The 26,904-nt window shown below is 35.0% G+C and carries 28 protein-coding genes; 18 read left to right on the plus strand and 10 right to left on the minus strand.

Annotated elements, in window-relative coordinates:
• Positions 1-131: 131 nt before the first annotated feature.
• The 3 genes from E0W73_RS04395 to cysC all read right to left on the minus strand — a co-directional run bounded on the left by E0W73_RS04395 (position 132) and on the right by cysC (position 3,063).
• Positions 132-794, minus strand: coding sequence for a TrmH family RNA methyltransferase (locus E0W73_RS04395; RefSeq protein WP_135220874.1), 663 nt, complete (start codon positions 792-794; stop codon positions 132-134).
• A 66-nt stretch (positions 795-860) separates the two neighbouring features.
• Positions 861-1,826: a sulfotransferase family protein gene (locus E0W73_RS04400; RefSeq protein ID WP_135220875.1), complete on the minus strand. Its 966-nt coding sequence runs from the start codon at positions 1,824-1,826 to the stop codon at positions 861-863.
• A 7-nt stretch (positions 1,827-1,833) separates the two neighbouring features.
• Positions 1,834-3,063, minus strand: coding sequence for an adenylyl-sulfate kinase (gene cysC, locus E0W73_RS21555; RefSeq protein ID WP_244248433.1), 1,230 nt, complete (start codon positions 3,061-3,063; stop codon positions 1,834-1,836).
• Positions 3,064-3,227: 164 nt separating this feature from the next.
• Here cysC and E0W73_RS04415 point away from each other — a divergent pair, with 164 nt between their 5' ends.
• From E0W73_RS04415 to E0W73_RS04425, 3 genes are all read left to right on the plus strand, one after another.
• A complete protein-coding gene (locus E0W73_RS04415; RefSeq protein ID WP_135220876.1) occupies positions 3,228-3,917 on the plus strand; it encodes an SIR2 family NAD-dependent protein deacylase in 690 nt (229 codons plus the stop codon).
• A 78-nt stretch (positions 3,918-3,995) separates the two neighbouring features.
• Positions 3,996-5,342 (plus strand): adenylosuccinate lyase, encoded by a 1,347-nt coding sequence (gene purB / locus E0W73_RS04420; protein ID WP_135220877.1) that lies wholly within the window; start codon positions 3,996-3,998, stop codon positions 5,340-5,342.
• 132 nt (positions 5,343-5,474) lie between these two features.
• Positions 5,475-7,712: a cation:proton antiporter domain-containing protein gene (locus tag E0W73_RS04425; RefSeq protein ID WP_135220878.1), complete on the plus strand. Its 2,238-nt coding sequence runs from the start codon at positions 5,475-5,477 to the stop codon at positions 7,710-7,712.
• A 185-nt stretch (positions 7,713-7,897) separates the two neighbouring features.
• Here the strand turns inward: E0W73_RS04425 and E0W73_RS04430 are convergent, their stop codons facing one another.
• Positions 7,898-8,536: a peroxiredoxin gene (locus E0W73_RS04430; RefSeq protein ID WP_135220879.1), complete on the minus strand. Its 639-nt coding sequence runs from the start codon at positions 8,534-8,536 to the stop codon at positions 7,898-7,900.
• A 113-nt stretch (positions 8,537-8,649) separates the two neighbouring features.
• Positions 8,650-9,561, minus strand: coding sequence for an AEC family transporter (locus E0W73_RS04435; protein WP_135220880.1), 912 nt, complete (start codon positions 9,559-9,561; stop codon positions 8,650-8,652).
• 102 nt (positions 9,562-9,663) lie between these two features.
• Between E0W73_RS04435 and E0W73_RS04440 the strand changes: the two genes are divergently transcribed.
• From E0W73_RS04440 to meaB, 5 genes are all read left to right on the plus strand, one after another.
• A complete protein-coding gene (locus E0W73_RS04440; RefSeq protein ID WP_135220881.1) occupies positions 9,664-10,230 on the plus strand; it encodes a Crp/Fnr family transcriptional regulator in 567 nt (188 codons plus the stop codon).
• A 58-nt stretch (positions 10,231-10,288) separates the two neighbouring features.
• On the plus strand, positions 10,289-10,774 hold the full coding sequence (locus E0W73_RS04445) for a DoxX family protein (RefSeq protein WP_135220882.1): 486 nt from the start codon (positions 10,289-10,291) through the stop codon (positions 10,772-10,774).
• A 142-nt stretch (positions 10,775-10,916) separates the two neighbouring features.
• On the plus strand, positions 10,917-11,324 hold the full coding sequence (locus tag E0W73_RS04450; protein WP_135220883.1) for an RrF2 family transcriptional regulator: 408 nt from the start codon (positions 10,917-10,919) through the stop codon (positions 11,322-11,324).
• Positions 11,325-11,379: 55 nt separating this feature from the next.
• Complete coding sequence (locus E0W73_RS04455; protein WP_135220884.1) at positions 11,380-12,021, plus strand: NAD(P)-dependent oxidoreductase; 642 nt, start codon at positions 11,380-11,382, stop codon at positions 12,019-12,021.
• Between the two features lie 328 nt (positions 12,022-12,349).
• Positions 12,350-13,471: a methylmalonyl Co-A mutase-associated GTPase MeaB gene (gene meaB, locus E0W73_RS04460; protein ID WP_135220885.1), complete on the plus strand. Its 1,122-nt coding sequence runs from the start codon at positions 12,350-12,352 to the stop codon at positions 13,469-13,471.
• A gap of 135 nt (positions 13,472-13,606) precedes the next feature.
• Here the strand turns inward: meaB and E0W73_RS04465 are convergent, their stop codons facing one another.
• From E0W73_RS04465 to E0W73_RS04475, 3 genes are all read right to left on the minus strand, one after another.
• Complete coding sequence (locus tag E0W73_RS04465) at positions 13,607-15,544, minus strand: LTA synthase family protein (RefSeq protein ID WP_135220886.1); 1,938 nt, start codon at positions 15,542-15,544, stop codon at positions 13,607-13,609.
• Positions 15,545-15,574: 30 nt separating this feature from the next.
• A complete protein-coding gene (locus E0W73_RS04470; protein WP_135220887.1) occupies positions 15,575-15,802 on the minus strand; it encodes a hypothetical protein in 228 nt (75 codons plus the stop codon).
• An 85-nt stretch (positions 15,803-15,887) separates the two neighbouring features.
• Positions 15,888-17,273: an MATE family efflux transporter gene (locus E0W73_RS04475; protein ID WP_135220888.1), complete on the minus strand. Its 1,386-nt coding sequence runs from the start codon at positions 17,271-17,273 to the stop codon at positions 15,888-15,890.
• A 191-nt stretch (positions 17,274-17,464) separates the two neighbouring features.
• Between E0W73_RS04475 and E0W73_RS04480 the strand changes: the two genes are divergently transcribed.
• Complete coding sequence (locus E0W73_RS04480) at positions 17,465-17,983, plus strand: hypothetical protein (RefSeq protein ID WP_135220889.1); 519 nt, start codon at positions 17,465-17,467, stop codon at positions 17,981-17,983.
• A gap of 169 nt (positions 17,984-18,152) precedes the next feature.
• Here the strand turns inward: E0W73_RS04480 and E0W73_RS04485 are convergent, their stop codons facing one another.
• The gene (locus tag E0W73_RS04485) at positions 18,153-19,031 is read right to left on the minus strand and encodes a PPK2 family polyphosphate kinase (protein ID WP_135220890.1); all 879 of its coding nucleotides are present in this window, start codon (positions 19,029-19,031) and stop codon (positions 18,153-18,155) included.
• Positions 19,032-19,177: 146 nt separating this feature from the next.
• On the opposite strand from E0W73_RS04485, the gene E0W73_RS04490 reads away from it, so the two are divergent.
• The 9 genes from E0W73_RS04490 (at position 19,178) to E0W73_RS04530 (ending at position 25,301) form a co-directional block, all read left to right on the plus strand.
• A complete protein-coding gene (locus E0W73_RS04490) occupies positions 19,178-19,807 on the plus strand; it encodes a hypothetical protein (protein ID WP_135220891.1) in 630 nt (209 codons plus the stop codon).
• Positions 19,808-19,844: 37 nt separating this feature from the next.
• Positions 19,845-20,681, plus strand: a complete 837-nt coding sequence (locus tag E0W73_RS04495; protein ID WP_135220892.1) for a DUF6929 family protein — start codon at positions 19,845-19,847, stop codon at positions 20,679-20,681.
• Positions 20,682-20,720: 39 nt separating this feature from the next.
• Positions 20,721-21,182, plus strand: coding sequence for a hypothetical protein (locus E0W73_RS04500; protein WP_135220893.1), 462 nt, complete (start codon positions 20,721-20,723; stop codon positions 21,180-21,182).
• Between the two features lie 99 nt (positions 21,183-21,281).
• Positions 21,282-21,866: a CPBP family intramembrane glutamic endopeptidase gene (locus E0W73_RS04505; RefSeq protein WP_162847657.1), complete on the plus strand. Its 585-nt coding sequence runs from the start codon at positions 21,282-21,284 to the stop codon at positions 21,864-21,866.
• A gap of 153 nt (positions 21,867-22,019) precedes the next feature.
• Complete coding sequence (locus E0W73_RS04510; RefSeq protein ID WP_135220895.1) at positions 22,020-22,520, plus strand: RNA polymerase sigma factor; 501 nt, start codon at positions 22,020-22,022, stop codon at positions 22,518-22,520.
• 2 nt (positions 22,521-22,522) lie between these two features.
• Positions 22,523-23,473 (plus strand): hypothetical protein, encoded by a 951-nt coding sequence (locus E0W73_RS04515; protein ID WP_135220896.1) that lies wholly within the window; start codon positions 22,523-22,525, stop codon positions 23,471-23,473.
• A gap of 2 nt (positions 23,474-23,475) precedes the next feature.
• On the plus strand, positions 23,476-23,799 hold the full coding sequence (locus tag E0W73_RS04520; RefSeq protein ID WP_135220897.1) for a TonB-dependent receptor plug domain-containing protein: 324 nt from the start codon (positions 23,476-23,478) through the stop codon (positions 23,797-23,799).
• Between the two features lie 158 nt (positions 23,800-23,957).
• Entirely contained in the window at positions 23,958-24,674 is a 717-nt protein-coding gene (locus E0W73_RS04525; RefSeq protein ID WP_135220898.1) for a 3-ketoacyl-ACP reductase, read from the plus strand.
• Between the two features lie 114 nt (positions 24,675-24,788).
• Positions 24,789-25,301: a hypothetical protein gene (locus E0W73_RS04530; RefSeq protein ID WP_317129316.1), complete on the plus strand. Its 513-nt coding sequence runs from the start codon at positions 24,789-24,791 to the stop codon at positions 25,299-25,301.
• Positions 25,302-25,530: 229 nt separating this feature from the next.
• Here the strand turns inward: E0W73_RS04530 and mtaB are convergent, their stop codons facing one another.
• Positions 25,531-26,865: a tRNA (N(6)-L-threonylcarbamoyladenosine(37)-C(2))-methylthiotransferase MtaB gene (gene mtaB / locus E0W73_RS04535; RefSeq protein WP_135220899.1), complete on the minus strand. Its 1,335-nt coding sequence runs from the start codon at positions 26,863-26,865 to the stop codon at positions 25,531-25,533.
• Positions 26,866-26,904: the final 39 nt, after the last annotated feature.

The following is a 26,904-nucleotide window of genomic DNA, read 5'->3' on the forward strand; positions in this document are numbered from 1 at the left end:
ACTTCAAAATAAAATCCCTGATTACTTTAAAATGGTAGCCAGGGATTTTTTTTAGAAACAGTTTTTTGAATCTCAGAAGTTCGAGCTTAAAAACCTCAGCATCTCAGAAACTTAGAAGCTTAGAATCTAATTTATCTTGGATTATCTTGATAATAACGCGCTTCAATTCTTTTTATATCTCGTATAGAGTTTTTTGCCCAATCCAGACGTTTTGCCAGAATTTCATCATCAGTCAGTTTCCAGTCAATATCGGATCTTCTCAATCTGTTGGTTAGATTTTGAATAATGATTGCGGCTGAAACCGAAATATTAAGGCTTTCGGTGAACCCAACCATCGGGATTTTCAAGAAACCGTCGGCATTGTCCATAATTTCTTTTGACAAACCTTCTTTTTCAGTTCCAAAAAACAGAGCGCTTGGTTTTGAGATATCAAAATCTTCCAGCATACAGTCTTTCTCGTGCGGAGTTGTTGCAATAATCTGATATCCCTTGCTTCTTAGGTCAGACAAACAACCTGAAACCGAATCAAAACGATTAATGTCTACCCATTTCTGAGCGCCCAAAGCAATCTCCTTATCTATTCTTTTGCCAAAACGCTGTTCGATTACATTCAATTCTTGAATTCCAAAGACTTCACAACTGCGCATTACCGCACTGGTATTATGCATTTGGTACACATCTTCTACAGCAACTGTAAAATGTTTAGTGCGGTTTTCCAACACTTTTAAAAAATTAGCTTTTCTGTTTTCTGTTAAAATATTTTCTAAAAATGCGAGGTAATCTAAATCAATCATTTTATTTATGTTTGGCGCAAAAATACACATAAATACAAGAGCAAAAAGTATCTTTAGGTATTTTAGTTAAACCGGATTTCCTGCATAAACAGCATTCAATTTTTCATGCACGGCATTTACATTTGCCAGATTTGCTAGTACAGCATCCCCTTCATAAGAATCGCCACAAAAAACAACATTCTCATTTTTGGAGTGTTTAGTAAGCCGCTCTAGCATAATATTTGTTTCTTCATCAGAATATTGAAGGCTTGCAAAAGATATAAACTTCTCGACTACATTTTTCATTCCATCATTATAATTCAGCAAAGTGACATTATTGTGTTTTCTATAGAAATCCAGAAAAGCTTTAAAATATTTTTCTAAAACCAATGCTCGATATTGCGGTAAAGATAATTCTTGCATCTCATTTTTTTTGATGCCAAAAACGCTTGCTGGGATTATATTTGGCACCATATGCATTCCCGACATCTTTTGATGTGAACGCAAAACTTCTGCTGGATTTCTGTACAAGAGAGCAAATGGAATTTCCGGAAAAACTTTTCTTAAATAATCAACCTTAAAAATACTCCAAGCATCAAGCTTTAGGATTGTATTTTTCTGTTGCGAAAAACGCTTGTGAGCCAGCAATCTAATTACCGATTTCAGTACTTGACTTTTAGCCGCCAGACTTAAAATCTCGCTTCTTAATATTTGATCTAGTATTGAAGCTTCAGAAATCATAATGTTTTCCTCCGAAGATGCCAAAGACTGACTGAGCATGGTTGAACCGCATCTTGAAACATGAAAAACCAACCCTTTCAGTTCTACCGATTCTAGTTCTTCAGACCATTGTATCAGATTTTCTACAGTACTAACCACTTTAAAGCGTGTAGAATTTTGAGCAAAACTTCTGCATTTTGCCAATGTATCGTCAAAAAATGGATCTATGATTTTTAAATCGGACAAATAAATCCATTCAAAATAAATTTTGTTTTCGTTTTCTACTAATTTAATCGGAATCCAATTAAACATAGGGTGTTTTACATTCTCCATTGTGAAGTTATTTTGACTGAAGTTCGGCAATAATCTGAGCACTGATTTCAGAAGGATTTCTCAAAAGTTCTTCAATAATCAACTGCTTTTCAGCATCAGAATATTGTTTCTTAGTGGCTTTAAAGTAGATATCGAATCCCATTTTAGAGAACAACTCATCAGACCATTCGTTTCTGATACAATCCAGCGTAAGATGAATTCTTGGTTCAGAACTTTTGTTTTCTACACTATGTGGTAACTGAAAATTGGCATACCAACACTCTCCCATCTTCATTTCAACACGTTTATGATCTACATAAAAAAACACTTCATCATTTGTTATAATAGGAATATGAATTCTAAAAAAACCGTCTTCATAAGAAGTGTCATTATCAACATGTTCTTTGATTTCGCTTCCAGATCCGAGCCTCAATAAACGTACTGCTTCTTTTTCGCATTCAAACCAATCCATGATTTCTTTAAAATAAAAACACTTTTCCAGCAAAGGTGTGTTTTTATATTCTCTATCCGGAAACGAAAAAATATCGGTTTCTAATCCCGACTGCGAACGTAAAGACACACTTGTCCAATTGCCTTCATAACGATTGGTGTTAAAATGAGGAGTCCATAAATTGGTCTCGCATACTAAAAGATCATTTTGCAGTTTTTCGATAGAGAAAGAAACTGGCAGTTGACAGCTTGACGGATTCATAAAATTAAGTTTTGAATGGTTTGTAGGTAGGTTATCGATAATAAAATTGTATAATTTTTGGATTGAGAGAGACAAGGGTTCTACATCGGTTTTAAGAAATAAATCGGCATTTAAGGGTCTTTCGTAAACATCTTCAATACCCGTAAAATTTCTTATTTTTTCAGCATTATTCTCTGGAAGCAAAGCTTTTTTATATAATCCTTTCGGGTCTCTTTTAATCAGATTATCTATTGAACAATCTAAAAATACTGTTCTTACAAATTGATTTTTTCTGATTTCACTCCTCACCTCTTCATAGGGATTAATGACAGACATTAAAACAATCTTATTCGATTCAACAAAATCCTGTCCGACTTTAAAAAGTCTTCTGATATTCTCGCATCGGTCCTCTTTAGAAAAACCTAAGTCTTGGCATAATGTTTTGCGGTACACGTCTCCATCGACAATTTCGGACTGATAGCCATTTTGTCGAAGCAAATTACATACGTTTTCAGCTAGACTTGTTTTTCCAGATCCTGACAACCCTGTAAACTGTATTAGAATCATTTAGCTTTTGGATTTTTATTGAAGCCTAAAAATAAAAATATTCTGACATTAAAACAATAGGTATAAACACTGGAAGTTTTTCTTTCAAAAAATGCTTTCATTAAATTTTTTCAGCTGGATAAATTATAGAATTATTATTTTTATGTTTTAATACATTTTAAGCAATGAAAAAGAAACTTGTAGTCTTAACTGGCGCCGGAATTAGTGCCGAAAGTGGTATAAAAACTTTTCGAGACAGCGACGGTCTATGGGAAGGTCATGATGTTATGCAAGTGGCAACACCTGAAGGATGGCATAAAAATCAGGACTTGGTTTTAGATTTTTACAATAAAAGACGCCAACAGCTCAAAGAAGTAAAGCCCAATTTAGGACATACTATTTTAGCCGAATTAGAAAGAGATTTTGATGTACACATTATTACGCAGAATGTAGACGATTTACACGAACGAGCCGGCAGTACCAAAGTTTTGCATCTCCATGGCGAATTATTAAAAGTAAGAAGCATAAAAAATAAAAATCATATCCTTGATTGGACAGATGATTTGGTAACCGGAGATCTGGATGACAATGGAAATCAGTTGAGACCGCATATTGTCTGGTTTGGCGAAGAAGTTCCAGCTCTAGAAGAAGCGATTGATATTACCGAAACAGCAGATTATTTTGCCGTAATAGGCACTTCATTACAAGTTTATCCTGCGGCCGGATTAATTTCTTATACACCAAGTTCAACACCTGTTTTTTACATCGACCCAAATCCGATTTCTATTCCGAATATCCGAAACAAAGTAGAAACCATTGCAAAATTTGCATCAGAAGGAGTTGCCGATTTAAGAGACCGATTAAATTCATTTTAAACACATAAATGCATCTTTTGGTTACTTCTAATCGCTAAATTCTCTTTATATTTGCACCTTTCGAAAAACAACATAACAATGACTACTCTAAACGAATTGAATGCTATATCGCCTATTGACGGAAGATATAGAAGTAAAACCAAAAATTTAGCACCTTTCTTCTCTGAAGAAGCTTTAATAAAATATCGTGTTTTAGTTGAAGTTGAATACTTTATTGCTTTATGCGAAATTCCGTTACCACAACTTCAAGGCATTAATTCAGATGTATTTGAAAGCCTGAGAAACATATATAAAAATTTCTCAACCGAAGATGCACTTTGGATTAAGGAAACCGAGAAAGTAACCAACCACGATGTTAAAGCGGTTGAATACTTCATTAAGGACGCTTTTGAAAAATTAGGTTTGTCTCAATACAAAGAGTTCATTCACTTCGGATTAACATCACAAGACATCAACAACACTGCCATTCCGCTTTCTACGAAAGAAGCTTTTGAGCAGGTTTATATGCCGACTTTGGTTGCCTTAATTGCAAAATTAAAAGAATTAAGCGGCGAATGGAAGGATATTCCGATGTTGGCTCGCACACACGGACAACCAGCGTCTCCTACTCGTTTAGGAAAAGAAATTTTGGTTTTCGTAGAGCGTTTAGAAGAGCAGATGCGTTTGTTGTTCAACATTCCGTTTGCTGCTAAATTTGGTGGTGCAACAGGAAACTTTAATGCGCATCACGTAGCATATCCGCAAATTGACTGGAAACAATTCGGAAATAAATTTGTTGAAACCGATTTAGGTTTGCACCATTCTTTTCCAACAACACAAATAGAGCATTACGATCATTTTGCCGCATTTTTTGATGGCTTAAAAAGAATCAACAATATCATTATCGATTTAGATCGTGATATTTGGACCTACGTTTCAATGGATTACTTTAAACAAAAAATCAAAGCGGGCGAAATCGGATCTTCTGCAATGCCGCACAAAGTAAACCCAATCGATTTTGAAAACTCTGAAGGAAACTTAGGAATCGCAAATGCTATTTTTGAACATTTGGCTGCAAAACTTCCAATCTCAAGATTACAGCGCGACTTAACCGACAGTACGGTTTTAAGAAATGTGGGAGTGCCGATGGGACATACAATAATTGCTTTTGAAGCTACGTTAAAAGGGCTTAACAAATTACTGCTAAACGAAAGTAAATTTGCCGAAGACTTAGAGAAAAATTGGGCTGTTGTGGCAGAAGCGATCCAGACTATTTTACGTCGCGAAGCATATCCAAACCCATATGAAGCCTTAAAAGGTCTGACAAGAACAAATGAAGCAATTGATAAAAATGCAATTCATAACTTTATTGCCACTTTGGAAGTTTCTGATGCGGTAAGAGCAGAATTATTGCAGATAACTCCTAGCAATTACACAGGAATTTAAATAAAATCTAAAATATTTTGTCAAAAAAAGCTATCTTTATCGAGATAGCTTTTTTTATTAATTATTTCGAGCAACCAGCCCAAAACAAAAATAAAAAGCTGGATCAGCTCTTAAAGAAAAAAATACCACTTTATGATTGCCTTAAGCGCCGCTGCTGAAACTACACACCATTTGAAACCTCTGATTAGTGATTTAGGATTAATCCTAATGACTGCCGGAATCGCTGTTTTGCTTTTTAAAAGAATGAAACAGCCACTGGTTCTGGGTTACCTGATTGCAGGATTTCTTGCCGGAAACCATTTTGATTTTTTCCCTTCAATTACAGACATGCACAGTGTCGAAGTTTGGGCAGAAATCGGAGTGATTTTCTTGTTGTTCAGTCTCGGACTCGAATTTAGTTTTAAGAAACTAATGAAAGTCGGTGGCACATCATCGGTAACGGCCATTACCCAGATTATCTTCATGGTTCTGATAGGCTATTGCGTCGGACAATGGATGGGATGGGGAAAAATGGACAGCATTTTTCTTGGAGCGACGCTTTCTATTTCTTCCACGACAATTATTATCCGTGCCTTTGACGAACTCGGTGTAAAAGGAAAAAAATTCGTCGGAATTGTGTTTGGCGCTTTGATTGTTGAAGATATTGTAGCTATTCTGATGCTGGTTTTACTTTCTACGATTGCGGTAAGTGATCAGGTTTCGGGAAGCGAATTACTGCAATCTGTTTTAAAACTGATATTTTTCTTAATTATCTGGTTTTTAGGAGGCATCTTTATCATCCCAACAATCTTAAAAAAGGCAAAACATCTTTTAACAGACGAAATGTTGCTAATTATTTCGTTGGCTCTTTGTTTAATGATGGTAATTTTTGCTGCCAATGTTGGGTTCTCACCTGCTCTGGGTGCGTTTATCATGGGATCTATTATCGCAGAAACCACAATGGCCGAAAAAATAGAACATCTCATTCAGCCAGTAAAAGATTTATTCGGCGCCGTTTTCTTTGTATCTGTTGGAATGTTAATAAATCCTGACACATTGCTTACCTATGCTTTACCAGTAGCAATTATTACACTTTTAACCATTTTCGGAAAAGCATTCAGTTCTTCATTAGGGGCGCTTATTTCGGGACAGCCTTTAAAACAATCTGTACAAACCGGAATGAGTCTAGCTCAGATTGGAGAGTTTTCTTTTATTATTGCCACTCTCGGAATGACGCTTAAAGTGACCAGCGATTTTCTGTATCCAATTATTGTGGCCGTTTCTGCCATTACAACTTTTACAACTCCGTTTCTGATTAAATATTCAGAACCTTTTGCATTCGCTCTAGAGCAAAAATTGCCTAAAAAATGGATTAAAAACATCAATCGTTACAGTGTAAATGCGCAAGCGATTAAATCTGTCAGTACCTGGCAAGTTGTGCTTCGAGCATCTATTACGCAAATCATTCTGCACACCATAATCATTACAGCGATTATTTTGCTGTCTTCTAAATTTGTAGCCCCTCTTGTAGCCGATACAAGATTCGGAAATACCTTGGCGGCCCTGATTACACTTGGAATAATTGCACCATTTTTATGGGCGCTTTCTTTACGTCGTGTAAAGGTAGAGGAAGTAGAATCATTATGGGAAGAACGCAAGTACAGAGGAGCGCTTTTAATGCTGATTTTAATCAGAATGAGTCTTGGCCTATTTTTCGTCGGGTTTTTATTGAATATTTTCTTTTCTCCGCTGGTTGCTTTTGTTGCCTTGATTATTGCAATCGGAGCGTACCAGATTTTCCCAAAAAAACTGAACGAGCAATATCATAAAATTGAAAGCCATTTCCTGAAAAACCTAAACGATCGCGAAAACAAAAAAATAGATCGCCGTTATGCCAACTTGATGCCTTGGGACGGGCATATGTCTTTTTTTGATATCGGAAAGGAATCAAATCTAGCAGGAAAAACATTAGAAGAACTTCGCATTCGTGAACAGATGGGAATCAATATTGCTTACATCAAGCGAGGCGATGTTACGATTTCGATTCCGATGAAAACGGAGCGCCTTTTTCCAGGCGATGAAATATGCGTTATCGGTACTGATGCACAGATTGCAGAGTTTACCAAATATTTAAATCAAAACGAAACAGAAGCCGCTAAAGAAGTGGAGGAAACTGAAATTGTGTTGCGTCAGCTTGAAATCGCAGATGAAGATTTTATAGAGAAAAGTGTTGGCCAATTTAGAGGAAAAACCGGAGGTCTGGTTGTCGGAATCGAGCGCAACGGAAATCGAAATCTTAATCCGGAATCTAATATTATTCTGCAAAAAAATGATATAATATGGGTAGTCGGCGACAAAAAGAAAATGAATGCTTTGTTTAAGAAGGTATAGATTTTTTTTAAAAGTTGCTAAGTTCTGAGGTGCTAAGGTTCTAAGTTTTTTTCTTGGATATCTTAACTCATCCTAAAACAAAGCTTCTGAAGTTCTAATTTAATTAGAATTTCAGAAGCTTTTTATTAGCAGTATAAAACCTCAAAACTTAGAACCTTAGCAGCTCAGAAACTTAGAAGCTTAAACTACTTATTCGGTTGCGGTGTCAAACGCAGATACGGTTTTATCGGTGTATGACCTTTCGGAAATTTAGCTGGAATATCGCTGTCTGGAATTGCAGGAGCAATCACCACATCTTGACCGTCTTTCCAGTTCGCAGGAGTTGCAACGCTGTAATTTGCTGTTAATTGAAGACTGTCAATCACACGAAGCAATTCGTCAAAATTTCTTCCCGTAGAAGCAGGATAAGTCAAAGTCAGTTTGATTTTCTTATCAGGTCCGATTACAAAAACAGAACGAACTGTAAATTTATCGCTAGCATTTGGATGAAGCATATCGTATAGGTTTGCTACTTTCTTATCTTCATCTGCGATAATCGGAAAATTCACTTCCGTATTTTGAGTCTCATTTATGTCTTTTATCCACTCTTTGTGCGATTCTAATCCATCAACACTCAAAGCAATAACTTTTGTATTTCTTTTTGAAAATTCAGGAACATAATTCGCTACTGTTCCTAATTCAGTTGTACAAACCGGAGTAAAATCTGCTGGATGCGAAAATAAAACGCCCCATGAATCTCCTAACCATTCGTGAAAATTAATTGGTCCCTGCGTGGTTTCTGCATGAAAATCTGGAGCTATATCACCTAATCTTAATGTTGACATAATTTTTAATTTTTTAGTTCATCTAAAATTAACTAAAAAATGCATTTAGAAAACATTCAAAAGGTAAAAAAAAGTTAAAATTCTACTTTTTCGATATAGTTACTATTTTAAAACTAAATAAAAGTGAGAACAAAGTACCAAACCGCAAGCGTAATAAAGGAAATCGGAATTCCGAAACCAATCATCATACTACTCAATTTTGGTTTCAAACCATAAGTCGATGCCAGAATTGCACCGGTAATCATAGGTGCCATTGCGGTTTCTAGCAAAGTGATTTTTATCGCTTCAGAACGCTGATTGAAAATAAAAACATATAAAATCAAAATTGTAAACGGAACCAGAATTAGTTTGAAAAATAATCCTAGACGTAAAAACTTCCAGTGTTTGCTTTTTTTATCAAAAGTCAGCTGTAAACCAACCGAAAGCAATGCCAAAGGCGTGACCAAACTTCCAATTTTTAACAATAGTGACTGGATACTTTCATGCAAGTCATAATCAAAAACATTTAAAAGGCAGGACAAAACAAACATGATAAAAGGCGGAAACAAAATAATCTTTTTGAGAATCTCAAAAGTATTCGGACTTCCTTTAGAATAAAAAGTGGCCGTAAAAACGCCAAACGTCGAAACCACAACGAAGGTTCCTGGTTGATCAACTAAAACAGCGGTTTCAAGACCTTTTTTTCCAAATAAAGCTTCAATAATCGGATAACCTAAAAAAGAACTGTTGCTTAAACCCGCAGTAAGAATAAGGCATCCTATGAGTTTATTAGACCAACCTAGTTTTTTTCCTAAAATATGAAAAAACAAAAATGCCAAAATGTAAGTAATCCAGCCCGCTCCTATTGGAAAAAGCAATTCGTTGCTCCATTTTATTTTTGGAATATGGTATAAAGTAATAGCAGGAAGGCAAAAATAAATGACAATTTTATTGAGCGTCTTATAAATATGATTAGGAAACTGTTTTACATGCTGCAAAACTAAACCAAGCGAAAGAAAGAGAAATATTAGTATAAAGTTGGTCATATTATTAAATCACCACAAAAATAGGGATTTATAAATTGCGATACTGAACAAATTGTATCGCTTCTTTAAGTTTTTTGTTACTTTTAATAAATAAAAAAAGTAATGCAACAAATACGAGACAATTTCGAACGAATGATAAAACTTTCTGATGAAGACTGGAATATCTTTTCATCAAAACTTATCCGTCAGGAATTTCCAAAGAAAACGACAATTCTCCAAAATGGCCACGTTGAAGGTTACCTTTCCTTTATAGAAAAAGGAATCGTTAGATATTACATTCCTTCAGAAAATAAAGATCTCACTTTTACTTTCGTATTTGATGGCGAATTTACAAGCGGCTACGACTCATTTATTACCCGAATACCCGCAAATTATACTATTGAAGCTCTTGCAGACACCGTATTATGGCGCATCTCTTATAACGATCTTCAGGACATTTATGCCGAAACCGAAATCGGCAATACTATTGGCCGCTTTGCAAGTGAAGGATTATTTCTTAAAAAATCAAAAAGAGAATTGTCGTTACTAAATGATTCTGCAGAACAGCGCTACCTCAATTTATTTACAGAACAACCTCAATTAATTCAAAAAATTCCTCAAAAATACCTTGCCTCTTATATCGGTATTACTCCACAAGCTTTAAGCCGAATTAGAAAGCGCATTTATTAACCCAGGTTCATTGTTTTAAGTTTTTTTACTGTGCAACTTTGTACAATAAAAAAAAGATATGGAAACCCTAATTGTATTATTTGGTGCTTTTGCTGCAACTCTACTTATTATCTGGCTTAAAACCAAACGACTTGAACTATCATTTTCAGGAAGAATTGCTATGGCACTGATGCTGGCATTTACCGCTATAGGTCATTTTGCCTTTACGAAAGGAATGGCAATGATGATTTCTTTTTTACCTTGGGCAAATGTCATTGTATATGCTACAGGAATTATAGAGTTAATCGCTTCAATCGGACTCCTATTGCCAAGCACCAAAGTGTTTACTGGAAAATTGCTTATTCTATTTTTCATCCTCCTACTTCCAGCGAACATTTATGCGGCAAGTAAAAATATAAATTTGCAAACTGCAGACTATACAGGCAGAGGTCTATCCTATTTATGGCTTAGAATACCACTGCAGTTTCTTTTTATACTTTGGGTATATTTTTCTTCTATTAGGAATAATCAAAAATCAAACACCCATCATCCCATTAATTTCTAAACCCAATAACTTTTCACATCTTACAAAAAGCTAATTACCAATCACTTTTAACTTTTTACTAATCACTCATTTCCAAAAAAATAGTTAAAATTGTTTTTTGTGTTACAAAACGCACTATATTTGTAATAAATTTTATTACAGTATGATTTCAGGTAAATTCGCCATAACGATTCACATTTTGACCTTGCTGCATAAATTTCCAAACGATTATTTGTCTTCGGAATTTATTGCGGGAAGCATCAATCTGAATCCTGTTTTGGTTCGCAAAGAAATTGCCAACCTAAAAGCACATCATATCGTAGAAAGTAAAGAAGGAAAAAACGGAGGAACGAAACTGGCAGTAAATGCGACCGAACTCACATTAAGACAAATATTCGAAATGACTTTTGAATCGATTGGACTAGGCTTTGCAAAAAACCAGCCGAATCCTGACTGTCCAGTTGGTAAAAACATCAATAAGCATTTGGAAACTTTGTACAATGAAATGAATCAAAAAGTCAGTGCACAGCTTGAAAACATTTCACTGGAAGATTTTTCAAATCAATTTTAGGATTTTTTTTATTCAAAACTGTAACATTTTTTATTACTAAATAAATTTATATATTATGAAAATCGCAATTATTGGAGCCACAGGATTTGTAGGCTCGGCATTAGTAAACGAATTCGCAGACAGAAAACATGAAATTACGGCTATTGCCAGAACACCAAAGGATACGGCAAATGCTACATGGGTTGCGGCTGATATTTTTAACGTAGATGCTTTGGCGGCAATCTTAAAAGGTCACGACGCTGTAATCAACGCTTACAATCCTGGATGGACGAATCCAAATATCTACGATGACTTTTTAGCAGGTTCAAAAGCGATTCAGGAAGCGGTGAAGAAATCGGGCGTAAAACGTTTTATTACAATTGGAGGAGCGGGAAGCTTATACGTTGCTCCAGATTTACAAGCAGTTGATACTCCAGATTTTCCAAAAGAAATTTTCCCTGGAGCTAATGCCGCAAGACATTATCTGAATATCATCAAAGAAGAAAAAGATTTAGACTGGGCATTTTTTAGTCCTGCTTTCGAAATGCATGCTGGAACTAAAACCGGCAGAACTGGAAAATACCGTTTGGGCTTAGAAAATCCTGTTTTTAATGACGAACAAAGAAGTATTCTTTCTGTAGAAGATCTAGCCGTTGTTATCGCAGACGAAACCGAAAATCCAAAACACCACCAAGTAAGATTTACTGCTGGATACTAAGAAGAGTTGCTAAGATACTGAGGTTCTAAGTTTCAAAGTTTTTTTTGCCACAAATTACACAAATTCACACAAATTATTTTTGTTTTACTTGATCCTTCTTCAGGATGACAACTTTAATAGTTACTTTTTTTAGCTTCTTTTGAAAATAAAAATTTAGTGAAAATTCGTGTAATTCGTGGCAAACCTTTTTCTACTCATATTTTAAAATAACAAATTAGCGGAAATTCGCGTAATTGCTTCGCCTGTTCACTATCGCTCGGGTCGTGGCGAACTAATTTTTTGAAACTGTTTTTGTTTTCAGTACTTTTACATTTCTAAAAAATGCGTTTTGTCTGATTTTAATAAACAAGCCGGCAGCTTATATGAAAAAGCTGGAATTTCATCTCCCGAAATCACCAACCTTTCGGCTATTAATCAAATTAAAATAAAACGCAGACAACAGCCAACCGCTCACGAATTAGTTTCTGGAATTCTCGAAGGCAACCGAACGGCTTTAAGCCGCGCGATTACATTAATCGAAAGTACAAATCCTGAACATGCCGAAAAAGCAAATCAAATCATCAAAGGCTGTCTTCCTCATGCCAATAAATCGGTCCGAATTGGAATTACAGGTGTACCCGGCGTCGGAAAAAGCACTTTCATAGAAGCTTTTGGTACGCATTTAACGCAATTAGGAAAAAAAATAGCAGTTCTGGCTGTCGACCCAAGTAGTTCTATTTCTCATGGAAGCATTTTGGGCGATAAAACTCGCATGGAAGAATTGGTTAAGAATGAAAATGCTTTTATCAGACCAAGCGCTTCGGGAGAGACTTTAGGAGGTGTGGCCCGTAAAACCCGAGAATCGATTATTCTGTGCGAGGCAGCTGGTTTTGATACTATTATTATAGAAACTGTTGGTGTCGGACAAAGCGAAACTGCGGTTCACAGCATGGTCGATTTTTTCTTATTATTGAAAATTTCAGGTGCCGGAGATGAGCTTCAAGGAATTAAACGCGGTATAATGGAAATGGCAGATGCAATCGTAATCAACAAAGCCGATGGCGATAACGTTAAAAAAGCCAATCAGGCGAAAGTTGAATTTAATCGAGCTTTGCATTTATTTCCTCCTAAAAAATCAAGCTGGCAGCCTAAAGTAACGACTTGCAGTTCACTCACAAAAGATGGAATTCCTGAAGTTTGGAATACAATTTCTGAATATTTTGAAATGACGAAAGAAACCGGATTTTTTCAAGAAAAAAGAAACGAACAAAATCATTTCTGGATGATGGAAACCATCAACGAGCAGTTAAAACAAAATTTCTATAATCAGCCTGATATAATTTCGCTTTTAGAAGAAAGCAAAAAAGCAGTGCAAAACAATGAGATTTCATCGTTTGCAGCCGCTTCTAGTTTATTAAAATTGTATTTTGATAGAGGAACAAAGGCTCAAAGTGACAAAGATGCAGAGTAAAAAATATATCGCTTGCTCATTTTAATCTTTGTACCAATTATCATTAACAATCTCTACACACAATCTTGTGATAAATCTTCATAAAAAAGTTTCAAAGTAAAATCTTTGAAACTTTGTTGCTTTGCATCTTTGAACCTATTTTGCAGGTCTAAGCTTATACTTATTTTCCTTATACAAATTCCCCGCAGTGACAACGTGAGCTAGAGCGTCTTTTGCTAATTCTTCGTTTAGTTTTACTGGAACCAAAGTTGTGTCATTTTTGATTTCGAATTGAAGTGGTTTCAAATTAGGTTGCATAATCACAACTTGGTTTTCGACCCTAAAAGCATTGATGTCGTTAAACTGCATGATTGATCTTCCCGGCACCTTAGAATCTAACTTCGCTAAATTTCTTCCTACCATTGGCGTTTCAAAAGGAATTCCTAAGTACCCTAACAAAGTGGGCGGAATATCAATCTGGCTTGCCAATCTATCGTAAACGGCACCTTTTGGAACACCTGGCCCCATAATAAAAGCCGGAATATGGAATTTATTTATCGGAACTAGATTTTTTCCGTAAGTCCTAGTATTATGATCTGCGATGACGATGAAAATCGTGTTTTTGAAATAGGCTTCTTTCTTCGCCATTTCGAAAAATTTCCCAATCGAAAAATCGGCATATTTCATCGCATTATTTACCGTATTTGCCTTTTTATCGTATGGTTTAATTCTTCCAGCAGGATATTCAAAAGGTTCGTGATTAGACGTTGAAAACATCAAGGAGAAAAACGGTTTATCTCCTTTCGATTTAAAATATTCATTGGCTTTGGTAACCAAATCTTCATCAGAATAACCCCAAGTTCCTTTAAAGGCATATTTCTTACCATCCGATTCAAAATCACTTTGATCTACGATATCACTGAAACCATTTCCGTTAAAAAAGGAAGCCATATTATCAAAATTCGCCATTCCGCCATAAATGAAACTTGTATCATATCCCTTTTGCTTTAAAGCATCTGCCAAAGTAAAAAATCCTTGCTGAGAGTTTCCTAATTTCACAACGCTTTCAGACGGTGATGGCAAAAATCCTGTAACTACAGCCTCTATACCGCGAACACTTCTGGTTCCTGTACAATATAAGTTTGTAAACAACAATCCTTCTTTAGACAATTTGTCGAACTCGGGCGTTAAGGGTTTTCCACCTAAAACACCAACATATTCTGCACCTAAACTTTCCTGCAGAAAAATAACAAGATTATACGGTTTTGCTTGAGCTGAATCTGCTTTCTGCAAATGGAGAAAAGGAATTTCAGCATCAGTAAAATCATTTTTGCCTGCCATCATGTATTTTTTGACACGAGAAATCGCTTCAGCCTCATCCATTTTGCCGTACATTTTGGTATTTCCTTCATTTTTTATCGAATAAGCTGCAAAAGCAACTGTGTAAAATGAGTTCAAACCTAATGTATTGGTCAATTGATCTGTAGAAAAAACTGCATTGCTGGCATTAATCGGACGCTTAGAAGTCAGGCTTGAACGAGCTCCAAAAAACAATAAAAATGCAACAAAAGGAAAAAGAATCAGCTTATTTTTATAACCTGCATTTTCTGTATGAAAAAGCGTTTTACCTTTTTTGAAGGCAAAATAAATTGTGACACCTAAAATTAAGAAAGTCAGAATTATAGAAGTCAGATAACTTTTTAAGAGCATGCCAAGAACTTCTTTTGGATAAATCAAATAATCCAAAAATATCTTGTTCGGACGTGTATCGTACTGTTTCACAAAATCTGGTGAAGCCAGTTCTACAAACAAAATCAAAAAAAGAAATAAAAAGCTGTAAAATACTAAAAACCGATTGGTAAATTTCATCCATCTTTCAGGAAGAAATGTAATTAGTAAGGCCGGAAGAAACGACAAATAACACAGTAATATCAAATCCATTCGAAGACCGATTGGAAAAATATACCAGAAATTTGGCGTTTCGGTTACTCTTTCTTTAAAAAGAAAAAACAAAAATAAACGGCTTAAAGTTGTAATCAACAATCCGATTATTATAAAATTGAAGATAGGTTTTAGAAAGCGCAAGTTTTTCATCAGATAAGAACGTAAGAATAAACAAAGAAATTATTCTTCGTAACGATTGACCTCGCGATCGTAAAATTCGTTTGCCTGCTCAATCAGACCTTCCATTTCTGCATTTAGTTCCGCTTCGTCAAGATCTTCGGCTTCTTCTAAAAATTCAACCTCATCGTCTTTTAAATTAATTATAAAACGAGGATAATCAAGGTGAATGATAAAAATATCGTCTGGAAAATCGGTATTGTCTCCAAGTAAAAATTTAGGTAATTCCATAGTATTATTTTAATTTTAATTTTTTGATTAAAGGGCATTCTGTTTTTTCAGATTCTAAAAAACTTTAGCCAATTATTTTCCAAATTTAGTTATTTGAAAATGAATTTTTGATTAATTTATTGGTTAGGTAATTAAAGCGAAGATATAACAAAATTGCGGCAGCCGTCAACCCTGCCAAAAGTCCGACCCAAACACCCTGAGCTTTCAGTTCGGTATGTTCTCCCAAATAATATGAAATCGGAAAACCAATTACCCAATAAGCGACAAAAGTAATGTACATCGGAATTTTGACATCTTGCAGACCTCGAAGCGCACCGAGAACTACTACTTGAATTCCGTCTGAAATTTGAAAAACAGCCGCAATCAACAGCAATTTGGAGGCAATGGCAATAACTTCTGTATTATCTAAAATCTGTCCGGTATTTTCCATATTCAGAAAAATATGAGGAAGATAGTCATGAAAAGCAATAAACAAAATGGCAAAAAAAGTTTCGACTATAATTGCAAGAAGGAAAATCGAACGCGCTACGACAATCAGTTTCTTAAAATCGGTCAAACCTCTCTGATTACTCACCCTGATCATCGAAGTAACGCTTAATCCCATTGCAAACATAAAAGTCATCGAAGCGAGACTCAATGCAATTTGGTTGGCTGCCTGACTGGTTTTTCCGATATTGCCACACAACCAGATTGAAGCAGTAAATAAAACAACTTCAAAAAGCATCTGCATCGCCGATGGAAATCCGATGCTAATTATTTTTTTTATCGTTGCAGTTTTTATTTCATCAAAACTGAAATTTTGAAAAAAGTGCTGCAGATCTTTTCTTCGCGAAAGCATGATGTGCATAAACATTACCAGAAAAATTCTAGAAATTACAGTACCCAAAGCTGCGCCAATAATACCCATTTTCGGAAAAAACCAGATTCCGTAAATAAGCACATAATTTAACCCGACATGAAGCACGTTTGCCATCACCATGGCGTACATAGAATACTTGGTCAGTGATAAACCGTCGGCAAATTGTTTGTAGCCTTGATACATAATCAATGGAATAAGCGAAAAAGCGACCCAGCCTAAATAAGGTTTTGCCAGCACAATTACCTCAGCTGGCTGATGCAGCATTTCCATTATTGGTTTAGCCATCATAATGACGCCAAAAAGAATCAGTCCTAAAATAGTGCACAAAAATAAACCGTGGTGAAATGCAGAACGGATTTTGCCATCATTTTTCTCTGCGTCTCCTTCGGCAACAATAGGCGTGATGGCTGTTGAAAAACCAATTCCCAAAGACATGGCTATAAAAATCATGCTGTTTCCCAGCGATACAGCCGCTAATTCGGTAGCCCCAATTTTACCAACCATAATATTGTCAACAATACCAATTAAAGTATGGCCGACCATTCCTAAAATAACAGGATAGGCAAGTCTTAAATTGTATGAAAACTCCTTGGTGTACTGCTTTAAATTCACTTTCAATCTTATTTAGGCCGCAAAGATAGTTAGAAGCTTTCAATTCTCTCAAATTATTAAAAACATAAGCAAATCTTAAGGCTATTTTGACCAAAGTCAAATATTATATAACAATTTGTAAAAATTATATAACAAATCCGAAAGGGTGTAAATCTACTTTTACATTATTAATAATTCAAAATTTAATTGTCATGAGAAAATTACAAATTTTATGCCTAGCTGCCTTTTCTTTTTTATCCGCCAACTCAACTTTCGCTCAAGACAGTGAAGTAAAAAATTACGATCAGGGTTTTAGATTAGGATTCGGATTAAACGGAGGATTACCGACGGACAATGCGTACGACTGGTCTCTTGGTGGAGACGTTCGTCTTCAATACGATTTATCTAAAAAAACATCTTTGACATTAACAACCGGTTTTACCAATTTGTTTACAGGAAAGGATGAAAACGGAGTAGACGTAAAAGATCTTGGATTTATTCCTGCAAAAGCTGGTTTTAAAGCTTTTATCTGGGAAGATCAATTTTACGTTTTAGGTGAAGTAGGTGCCGGTTTTGCCGTAACAAACGGATACAATGACACTACTTTTTTATGGGCGCCAGGAATTGGATACGCCAACAAATATATCGATATCAGTGTCCGTTATGAGGACTATAACAAATTCAAAACCAATCAGGTTGCATTGCGTCTAGCTTATGGTTTTGATTTATAAAATATAGGTTTAATTTATTTTTTTGTTTTTGGTAAAAACCCGGCAGTCTCCACAATCTGCCGGGTTTTGTATTTTTGAGAATTTTGATTTAAAAATTAATCCCAACCAATTCGAGAACCAATTGGGATAAAATCATCAAATTGGCAGTTTTTCTACTATCTTATCAAAATCACCTTTCGCCAAGTTCCTTTTTATACAATTCAATATTAACTTTAGTTTTTTCGTCGAGTTCGGGTTCTCTTATATCGGTATATTTTTTCATTTCTTCCCAAATAATTTTTGCTACAATATATCTTGACATTTCTTTGTCATCGGCCGGAATGATGTACCAAGGAGCGTGTGGTTGCGAGGTTTTATTGATGGCCTCTTCGTAATATTTCATATACTCATCCCAGTACCCGCGTTCTTTTAAATCTCCAGGAGAAAATTTCCAATTGTGTTTTTCCTGCTCAAGTCGGCGAAGCAGTCGCTCTCGCTGTTCTTCCTTGCTCAAGTGCATAAAAAACTTCAATACAATCGTACCGTTCTGCGCAATATGCTTTTCAAAATTATTGATTTGCTCGAGTCTGTTTTCCCAAAATTCGGGTGTAATATCATCAACAGAATTAATTCCGGGAAGATTTTCTCCTAAAATGTATTCCGGATGCACACGTGTTACCAGCACATTTTCGTAATGAGTACGGTTAAAAATCGCAAACTTACCTTTTTCGGGTAATGCAATATAATGGCGCCATAAATAATCGTGTTCGAGTTCAGCCGAACTAGGCGTTTTAAAACTATGCACCACTACCCCACGCGGATTAAATTCTTTAAATACTTCGCGAATAAGGCTGTCTTTTCCAGAAGTATCCATTCCTTGCAAGCAAATCAAAACTGCATATTTATTATGTGCGTACATTACATCCTGCAAATCACTCAGTTTATCTTTTACGTTTTCCAGCTTTTCTTCTTTTTCATCATCATCTGCTTCAATATCTAAACGGGTCGGAAGTTTTTTTAACTTAATCTTTTCTATAACTTTAAAATCATTCGGATCTATCGATTTCATATCTTTTTCATTTTATATCTTATAAATATAGTAATTTTACGAATTCCGATAGCTATTGGAACTGCTATTCATCGCAATACTTTTGATTGCTATTAGGGTTAGGCATTTATTTTGTAAAGAACATATAAAAATTTAAAAACAGTATAATGACTCGAAATGCATTCCTTTTATTTTTTTTGTTCTTAACTTTTGTCAGTAACTCACAAACTTATCAAAAAGTAAATATTAATGAATTAGTTTCAGATTTTATTACAACTCAAAAAATCGACACTCTCATTACTTATAAAAAAATTACTCCTGAACGTCCAATATTTATTGTAGAGCCTTCCTCAGATGAAAAAGACACCTGTTTTGATGATTTAGTCAATCCTCCTGTCTATGTCTTTTGGAAAAAACAGGGCAGTTTTTTTTTAACAAAAATTAATTATTGCCACGAGTATACTATACTAACACCTGAAGATACTTCATTTTGGAATATATATTTTTCAAATAAAACAGTTATAGATAATGAAAAAGGAAAGCTTTTCGAATATATAAATATTAAAAAGGAAAAATATGCCATCGGCATTGGCAATTCGACCTTTCAGGAATTATGTGTGATAGTAAATGGAAATAAAACAGAAAAATTATTCGATATATTTAATTTACAAAAAGAAAGTGATGGCTTAATAAATATCAATTACAAACATAACATCAACTTAAAAAGTAAATTAATTATTGATTTACTCGAAAAAACAACTTCAGAAGCTGAAAAAAACAATAATTTTAAAAAGTAAAGTCAAGAAAAATCTAAGACTATAAAAACAACAATTCATGGAAAAATTCACCTTAGAAATATTATTTCAAATCATCGGAATCGGTTCAGCATCGGGATTATTTTATAATAACGATGCACTTTATGTAATTGGCGACAACAGCGGTTTTTTGTACGAATACAATATGCAGCATCAACAATTAAATCAACATGCTTTAATTGATAATCCGACACAGAACATTCCGAAAAACCTAAAACCCGATTTTGAATCCATGACTGCTCATAATGACACGCTTTATGTTTTTGGTTCTGGTTCAACCGAAAGTCGAAATAAAATGATTGAGTTTGACCTGAAAAACAAAACCGTTTTAAAAAAGAACAATCTAGTCGACTTGTATGCTTTGATGCAGAGTTTTGGCGAAATAAAACCCGAAGACTTCAATTTGGAAGGTGCTATTTTTGATGGCGAAAACTGGTATTTATTCAATCGAGGAAATGGAGTTTCAAACAAAAACACCATTTTTACCATTCATGCCAAAAAGCTCGACGAAGAATTTGCTTTGATTTCGGTGAATTACAAACTTCCGAAAATAAAAGGCGTTCGTTCTAGTTTTACTGATGCCGTTTTAGTCGACGACAAAATCTATTTTCTATCAACAGCAGAAGACACCAAATCGACCTACGACGACGGTGCAATTTTGGGAAGCTTCATTGGTAGAATCGACCTTAAAACCATGAAAATTGATTTTACACAAAAAATTACTTCAACTAATAAATTCGAAGGCTTGACATTTTATAAAAAAGAAAATAATAAAATCGAGTTTTTACTTTGCGAAGATAATGATACTGAAGTTTTGGAAACTAAGATTTATAAATTGACATTGCCTGTTAAATAAAAAAACTTGTGATTGGTTACTATAAATTCATCTAACAAAATGAAAAAAAGAATTCTTCTATCGTCTCTACTTTTTCTGATTGTCTTTCAGATGGAAGGATTTCCCATTAATGAAACTAAAAAACATCAGGAAAAATTTATTAGAATACAGGATTTAAATGTCAAGTCATTTATTTCGCTTTTAAAAAAGAAATACAATAAAAATCCTGAATATAAATTTGTAACAATGAGTGGTGATTTTCCTGATAATTGGGTTAAACCAAATGATGTAGACTATTTAATTTCTATTATGTATTCGAAGGAAAAATGCTGCAGTTACCAAAATGTATTTTCTTCTTTTTTCCCTAATAAGGATGCAGAAGTAGGAGGTTTTGCAATAATTTTCCTTAATTCATACATTGATAGAAAAAAAATCAATCTAGGCTTATATTCTAGTCCGAAAACAGATAAAGAAGCAATTAAAAAAATTGAAGCCTGGTACAGAACAAATAAAAATTACTAACCCCAATAAATGCCTAAAAATAAGCAAACAACAAAAAAAACAATTTTAATTGGCATAATACTTTCAGTTCTTCTGCCATTCTTAGCAATGTATTTCTCAATGCTAATTAAAAAACTAGGTGTTGACAATGAAACTCAATTCTACATTTCGAGATTCGCACTTTGGATTTCGCTACTGTTATTATTTCTATATTCCATAAAAATTGAAAAACAGCCTTTTTTAGTTTGGGCAGAAACTAAATATTCTATTTCGGCTTTCCTAAAAGCAATCTTTATTACTTTCATAAAATTAGCTGTAGCTGTTTATGTTACAACTCTACTTATCGTTTTATTGAAAATCACTGGAGAAAGCGCGGCCTTAAACAAAGCTTTGGCACTTTTTAAAAAAAGCCACTTTTTGCTTTTCTTCACTTGCGTAACAGCAGGAATTACAGAAGAATTAATCTTTAGAGGTTACTTGTTGCCAAGATTAGAATTTGTTTTGAAAAGCAAAAATCTAGGAATTGTGCTTTCTAGCATTTTGTTTGGATTTCTTCATATTGGCTATGGAACGCTTTTAAATATCATTGGACCAACCGTTATCGGACTTGTATTTGCATTTCAGTACGAAAAATATCGAAACATCAAAATCTTGATGGTTTGCCATTTTTTATGGGACTTATTGCTACTGATTGCAAAAGTATAGTCGCGAGATTCCAAACAAGGGCCGCAAAAGATTTTATATCACTTTTTTAAATTATTTTTATACTCCCTCCCAACCTTTTTATCTTTTTAGTTCTCTTTATAAATAAAGACCAAAATTGTGATAGACGAAACTATAATTTCTAACTGCAAAAAAATGAACCGTGAGGCACAGCGTCAGGTTTACGAGCATATGGCTCCGAAATTGTATCGCGTTTGCAAACGATACCTTAAAAAAGAAGAGGAAATTGAAGAAGTGCTGGCCGACGCCTTTTTTACCATTTTCACAAAACTGGAACAACTGAAAGAAGACAAGGCTTTTGAAGCTTGGTCCAGAAAAATTACGGTAAATCACTGTCTGGCTTCTATTCGAAAAAACACCAATTTTAATATGTATCTCGACGATGTAAAAGTGCTTTCACAGCCTTTTACCGACGAAATCAATACTTTAGAAGAAGAAGACCTACTCAATTTATTAAACCACATTCCCGACGGCTGTAAAACTGTTTTCAACCTTTTTGTGATAGAAGGTTTTGGACACAAAGAAATAGCCGAAATGCTGAAAATCTCGGAAGGCACCTCAAAATCGCAATTGAACGCTGCCAAAACCAAACTGAAAGAATTGGTGAACAAATTGTATTATCAAAAAGCAAAGTAGTCATGGACAATCAAGATAAATTATTCGAAAAAATAAAAGAGGCTTCAAAAAATGCCGAATTTCAAGGCTTTGACGCAATGGAAAAAGTCTGGTCGCGTGTTGAAGAAAAACTAGACAAAAAAGAAGATAAAAAAGCGATTTCGTTATGGAAAAAAATTGCCATAGCTGCATCTTTTCTTCTATTGCTTTCTATCGGTTTTCAATTTTTAAATTCTGATAAAACCGTAAATTCTGAAACTCAAGAAGTGGTTTTCGACCAAAAAGAAAATAATCAAAAACCAGCTTTTGATCAGCCCAAAGAAACGATTCCTGCTGATAGCGGTATTATCTCTTATAAAGAAGGAGCTAAAATCATCGAACATCACATTCAAAATAGTGGAGGTTTTGCTGCGCAGGAAGCAGCTCCAGCCGCAGATATGGTCTTGACGCCTCCCGCCCCTACTGTTGCCGCAGACAGCATAATTACGCATTCTGCAGCTAAGGGTTATTTTGAAGACGAAAACGACAAGAATATGTTGTCTTATAAAGATAAAGCGGCTTCCGATTATAATAGCGCAAAAGAAGCTGCTCGAGTTGCTTATGCAGAAAGATCATCAGCGAAAGCTAAAAAAAGCAGTCCGCTTGTAATTTTAAACGGAACTGCGATGGCACACAGCAATGAAGTGAAGAGAGACAAAATGATGCAGGAAGAACTTCCGAACCTTAATCCAGAAAATGTCGAATCTCTTGTGGTTCTTGATGAACCATTATATATCATTGACGGTATTTATTATTCTGAAAACGACTTGTTTGGAGACAATCCTACCAGTCCCTACGCGCCTTTAAATCAGCAGGAGATTAAAACGATAACTATTTTACAAGATCTGGAAGCAACTTCAAAATATGGTGAAAAAGGGAAAAAAGGCGTGGTAATCATTACGACCAAAACCGGAAAACCGATTCCAAAAAAATAATCATGAAAAATTTTAAACTTGTCATATCCCTTTTTACTATGCTGATATGCACCATAATTACGGCACAGGCAAAACCAATTTCAGATACAATTTCTCACAACAAAGAGAATTGTAAAGCAAAAACTACTATCTTTAGAAAAGAGCCTTTGTACATTTTGGATGGAGTTTCGGTAAACGCAGCAGAATTTTCAAAAATCAATCCTAACGATATTGAAAGCCTAAAAGTCTTAAAAGGAAAAGAAGCAGTTGCATTTTACGGAACAAAAGGCGAAGACGGCGCAATTATTGTTACCACACGTAAGATAAAAGATGTTTTAGAGCCATAATCTGTTAATCGATGTTGTAGTGAAAAAATAAATTTAATGTGTTTTAAAAGTTGTTAAACTTAGATTAAGAAACCAACTTAAAGCATCAATTTTGTGTGTAAAAGCTTATTTTTGTACCACTCAAAATGATGCTTTCTGCATTTCTAAAAACTACAATCATGACAAACTTAAAAAATAAAAACGCACTTATTACAGGTGCTGGAAAAGGAATTGGTAAAGCTGTGGCAATTGCATTGGCAAAGGAAGGCGTAAACTTAATATTGGTTTCAAGAACTCAGACCGATATTGAGCAACTGGCTGACGAAGCGTCTAATCTTGGCGTAAAAGCAGTTGCACTTGTTGCAGATGTTTCTGATATTGATTCTGTAAACAAGGCTGTCCAAAAAGCTTTGGCAGAATTTAAAAGCATCGACATTCTAATCAACAGCGCCGGAATTGCATCTTTTGGGAAATTTCTGGAACTAGAGCCAGAAGCTTGGGAACGAATCATTCAGGTTAATTTAATGGGAACGTATTATACCACACGTGCCGTAATTCCGAATATGATTGAAAGACAAACTGGAGATATTATCAATATTTCGTCTACTGCGGGATTAAACGGAAATGCACTGACAAGTGCATACAGCGCGTCAAAATTTGCTGTCTTGGGTCTTACCGATTCTTTGATGCAAGAAATGAGAAAACACAATATCCGAGTTTCCGCTTTAACTCCGAGTACAGTTGCAACTGACATGGCAAAAGATTTAAACCTGACAGACGGGAATCCTGAAAAAGTAATGCAGGCTGAAGATATGGCAGAATTGATTGTTTCTCAACTGAAGCTGAACCGAAGAGTGTTCATAAAAAACAGCAGTATTTGGTCTACCAATCCATAAAGGCAAATCACAAATTTTTAAAATTCCAAATTCCAATCTCAAGCATTGGAATTTGGAGTTTGCGTTTGGAATTTGAAATTTGGAATTTTAATATTGAGACTTTAAAAACATATCATGATGGAAAAATATTTAAGACAATTAATTGAAATAGAATTTCAGGATAAAAAACAAACTTACACAGGATTTCTAATTGATTATTCTGACGACTGGATTTTACTTCGAAACAATCCTGTTGATTATGTTCTGGATGGTTTTGTTATTTTAAGAAACAAAAACATCGAAGCAATCCACCGAGACGAAGGACACATTTTTACCGAAAAAGTAATTCGCTTGAAGGGCATAAACATAAATGCCGAAGATATTATTCCAATTCAAGACTTGAGTTCGATTTTACAATTTCTCGATCACAAATACGATATTTTTCAGCTTGCTAAAAAATCTTCCAAAGCAGTTTATTTAGGACGATTAATTTCCCTTACTGAAGATGAACTTCTCATAGATTTCCTTGAAACCAGAGGTAATTTTGGAGGAGAATTAGGCTTTAATCCCGAAAAAATCCGTGTCATTGAATTTGATACCGATTACATTAATTCTTTGAAACTGGTAATTCCAGAAGATCAGAAATAGTTTAAAAAAAAACAGAATAGTTGCAAAAAATTATTTGCAGGCAAATTCCAGCGGGGTGAAAATTTATAGATTTCCAATGCTTAAATGCAAGAAGCTCCAGCGGAGCGACATATATTGAGGAAAAAATATGTCGCTCTGCTGGAGTTTTTTTTATTCTATATTGTAATATTTTGCTCATCTGAAACTTATAAAAAATGAGCTATATTTTTTAGACAACTCTTTTTATTGTTTAAACCTCAGCAAGCTTATTTAAAAACTCTAAGCGAACGCTTCCGTCTTCATCAATTTTGGTCAAGTTAACTTCCTGCAAAGTATTAACCAATTCCGGATTCCATGGTGTTTTTACTTTTACGTAATTTTCGGTAAATCCGTGAATATAACCCTCTTTATTTTCACCTTCAAATAGAACGATTCTTTTGGTTCCTAATTGGTTTTCATAAAAAGCACGACGTTTTTTTACAGACAAGCCTCGAAGCATCTTGCTGCGTTTTGCCCTAACATTTGACGGAACAACTCCTTCCATACCGACTGCTTCTGTATTGTCTCGCTCTGAGTAGGTAAAAACGTGCAGATAAGAAATATCCAAATCATTTAAAAAGTGGTATGTTTCTAAAAAATGCTCGTCGGTTTCTCCCGGAAAACCAACAATAACATCGACACCAATACAAGCATCAGGCATTACTTCTCTGATTTTGCTTACGCGGTCAGTATAAACTTCTCGCAAGTAACGGCGTTTCATCAATTTTAAAATATCATTGCTTCCTGACTGCAGCGGAATATGAAAATGCGGTACAAAAGTGCGGCTTTTAGACACAAACTCGATTGTTTCATTTTTCAATAAATTTGGTTCGATAGACGAAATCCTCAAACGTTCGATTCCTTCTACTTTATCAAGAGCCTGAACCAGATCTAGGAAAGTATGTTCGTGTTTCTTGTTTCCGAACTCGCCTTTTCCGTAATCGCCGATATTAACACCAGTAAGAACAATTTCGCGAATATTCTGAGCCGAAATTTCTTTGGCGTTTTTCAGCACATTCTCAAGGGCATCACTACGCGAAATGCCGCGAGCAAGCGGAATCGTGCAATAAGTACATTTGTAGTCGCAACCGTCCTGAACTTTCAGGAAAGCACGTGTACGGTCGCCAATAGAATAGCTGCCTACATAAAAATCGGCTTCAGCAATCTCGCACGAGTGCACTTCACCCATATCGTTTTTGCTCAGATCATTTATATAGTCCGTAATTTTAAATTTTTCTGTCGCTCCTAGAACCAAATCGACACCATCAACCGAGGCCAGTTCTTCGGGCTTGAGCTGTGCATAACAGCCAACAGCGGCAACAAAAGCTTTATCATTAAGCTTCATTGCTTTTTTTACAACCTGTTTAAATTGTTTATCGGCATTTTCTGTTACAGAGCAGGTATTGATCACATAGATATCTGCAACATCTTCAAAATCGACGCGGTCAAAACCTTCGTCGTTAAAGCTTCGGGCAATTGTAGAAGTTTCTGAAAAATTCAGCTTACAGCCCAGCGTGTAAAAGGCAACTTTTTTTCTGTTTTCCATAATTTTCTTAAATTAATGAAATCGTTGTCAAAAAATTTA

The organism is Flavobacterium foetidum (assembly GCF_004634245.1).
Lineage (GTDB): Bacteria > Bacteroidota > Bacteroidia > Flavobacteriales > Flavobacteriaceae > Flavobacterium > Flavobacterium foetidum.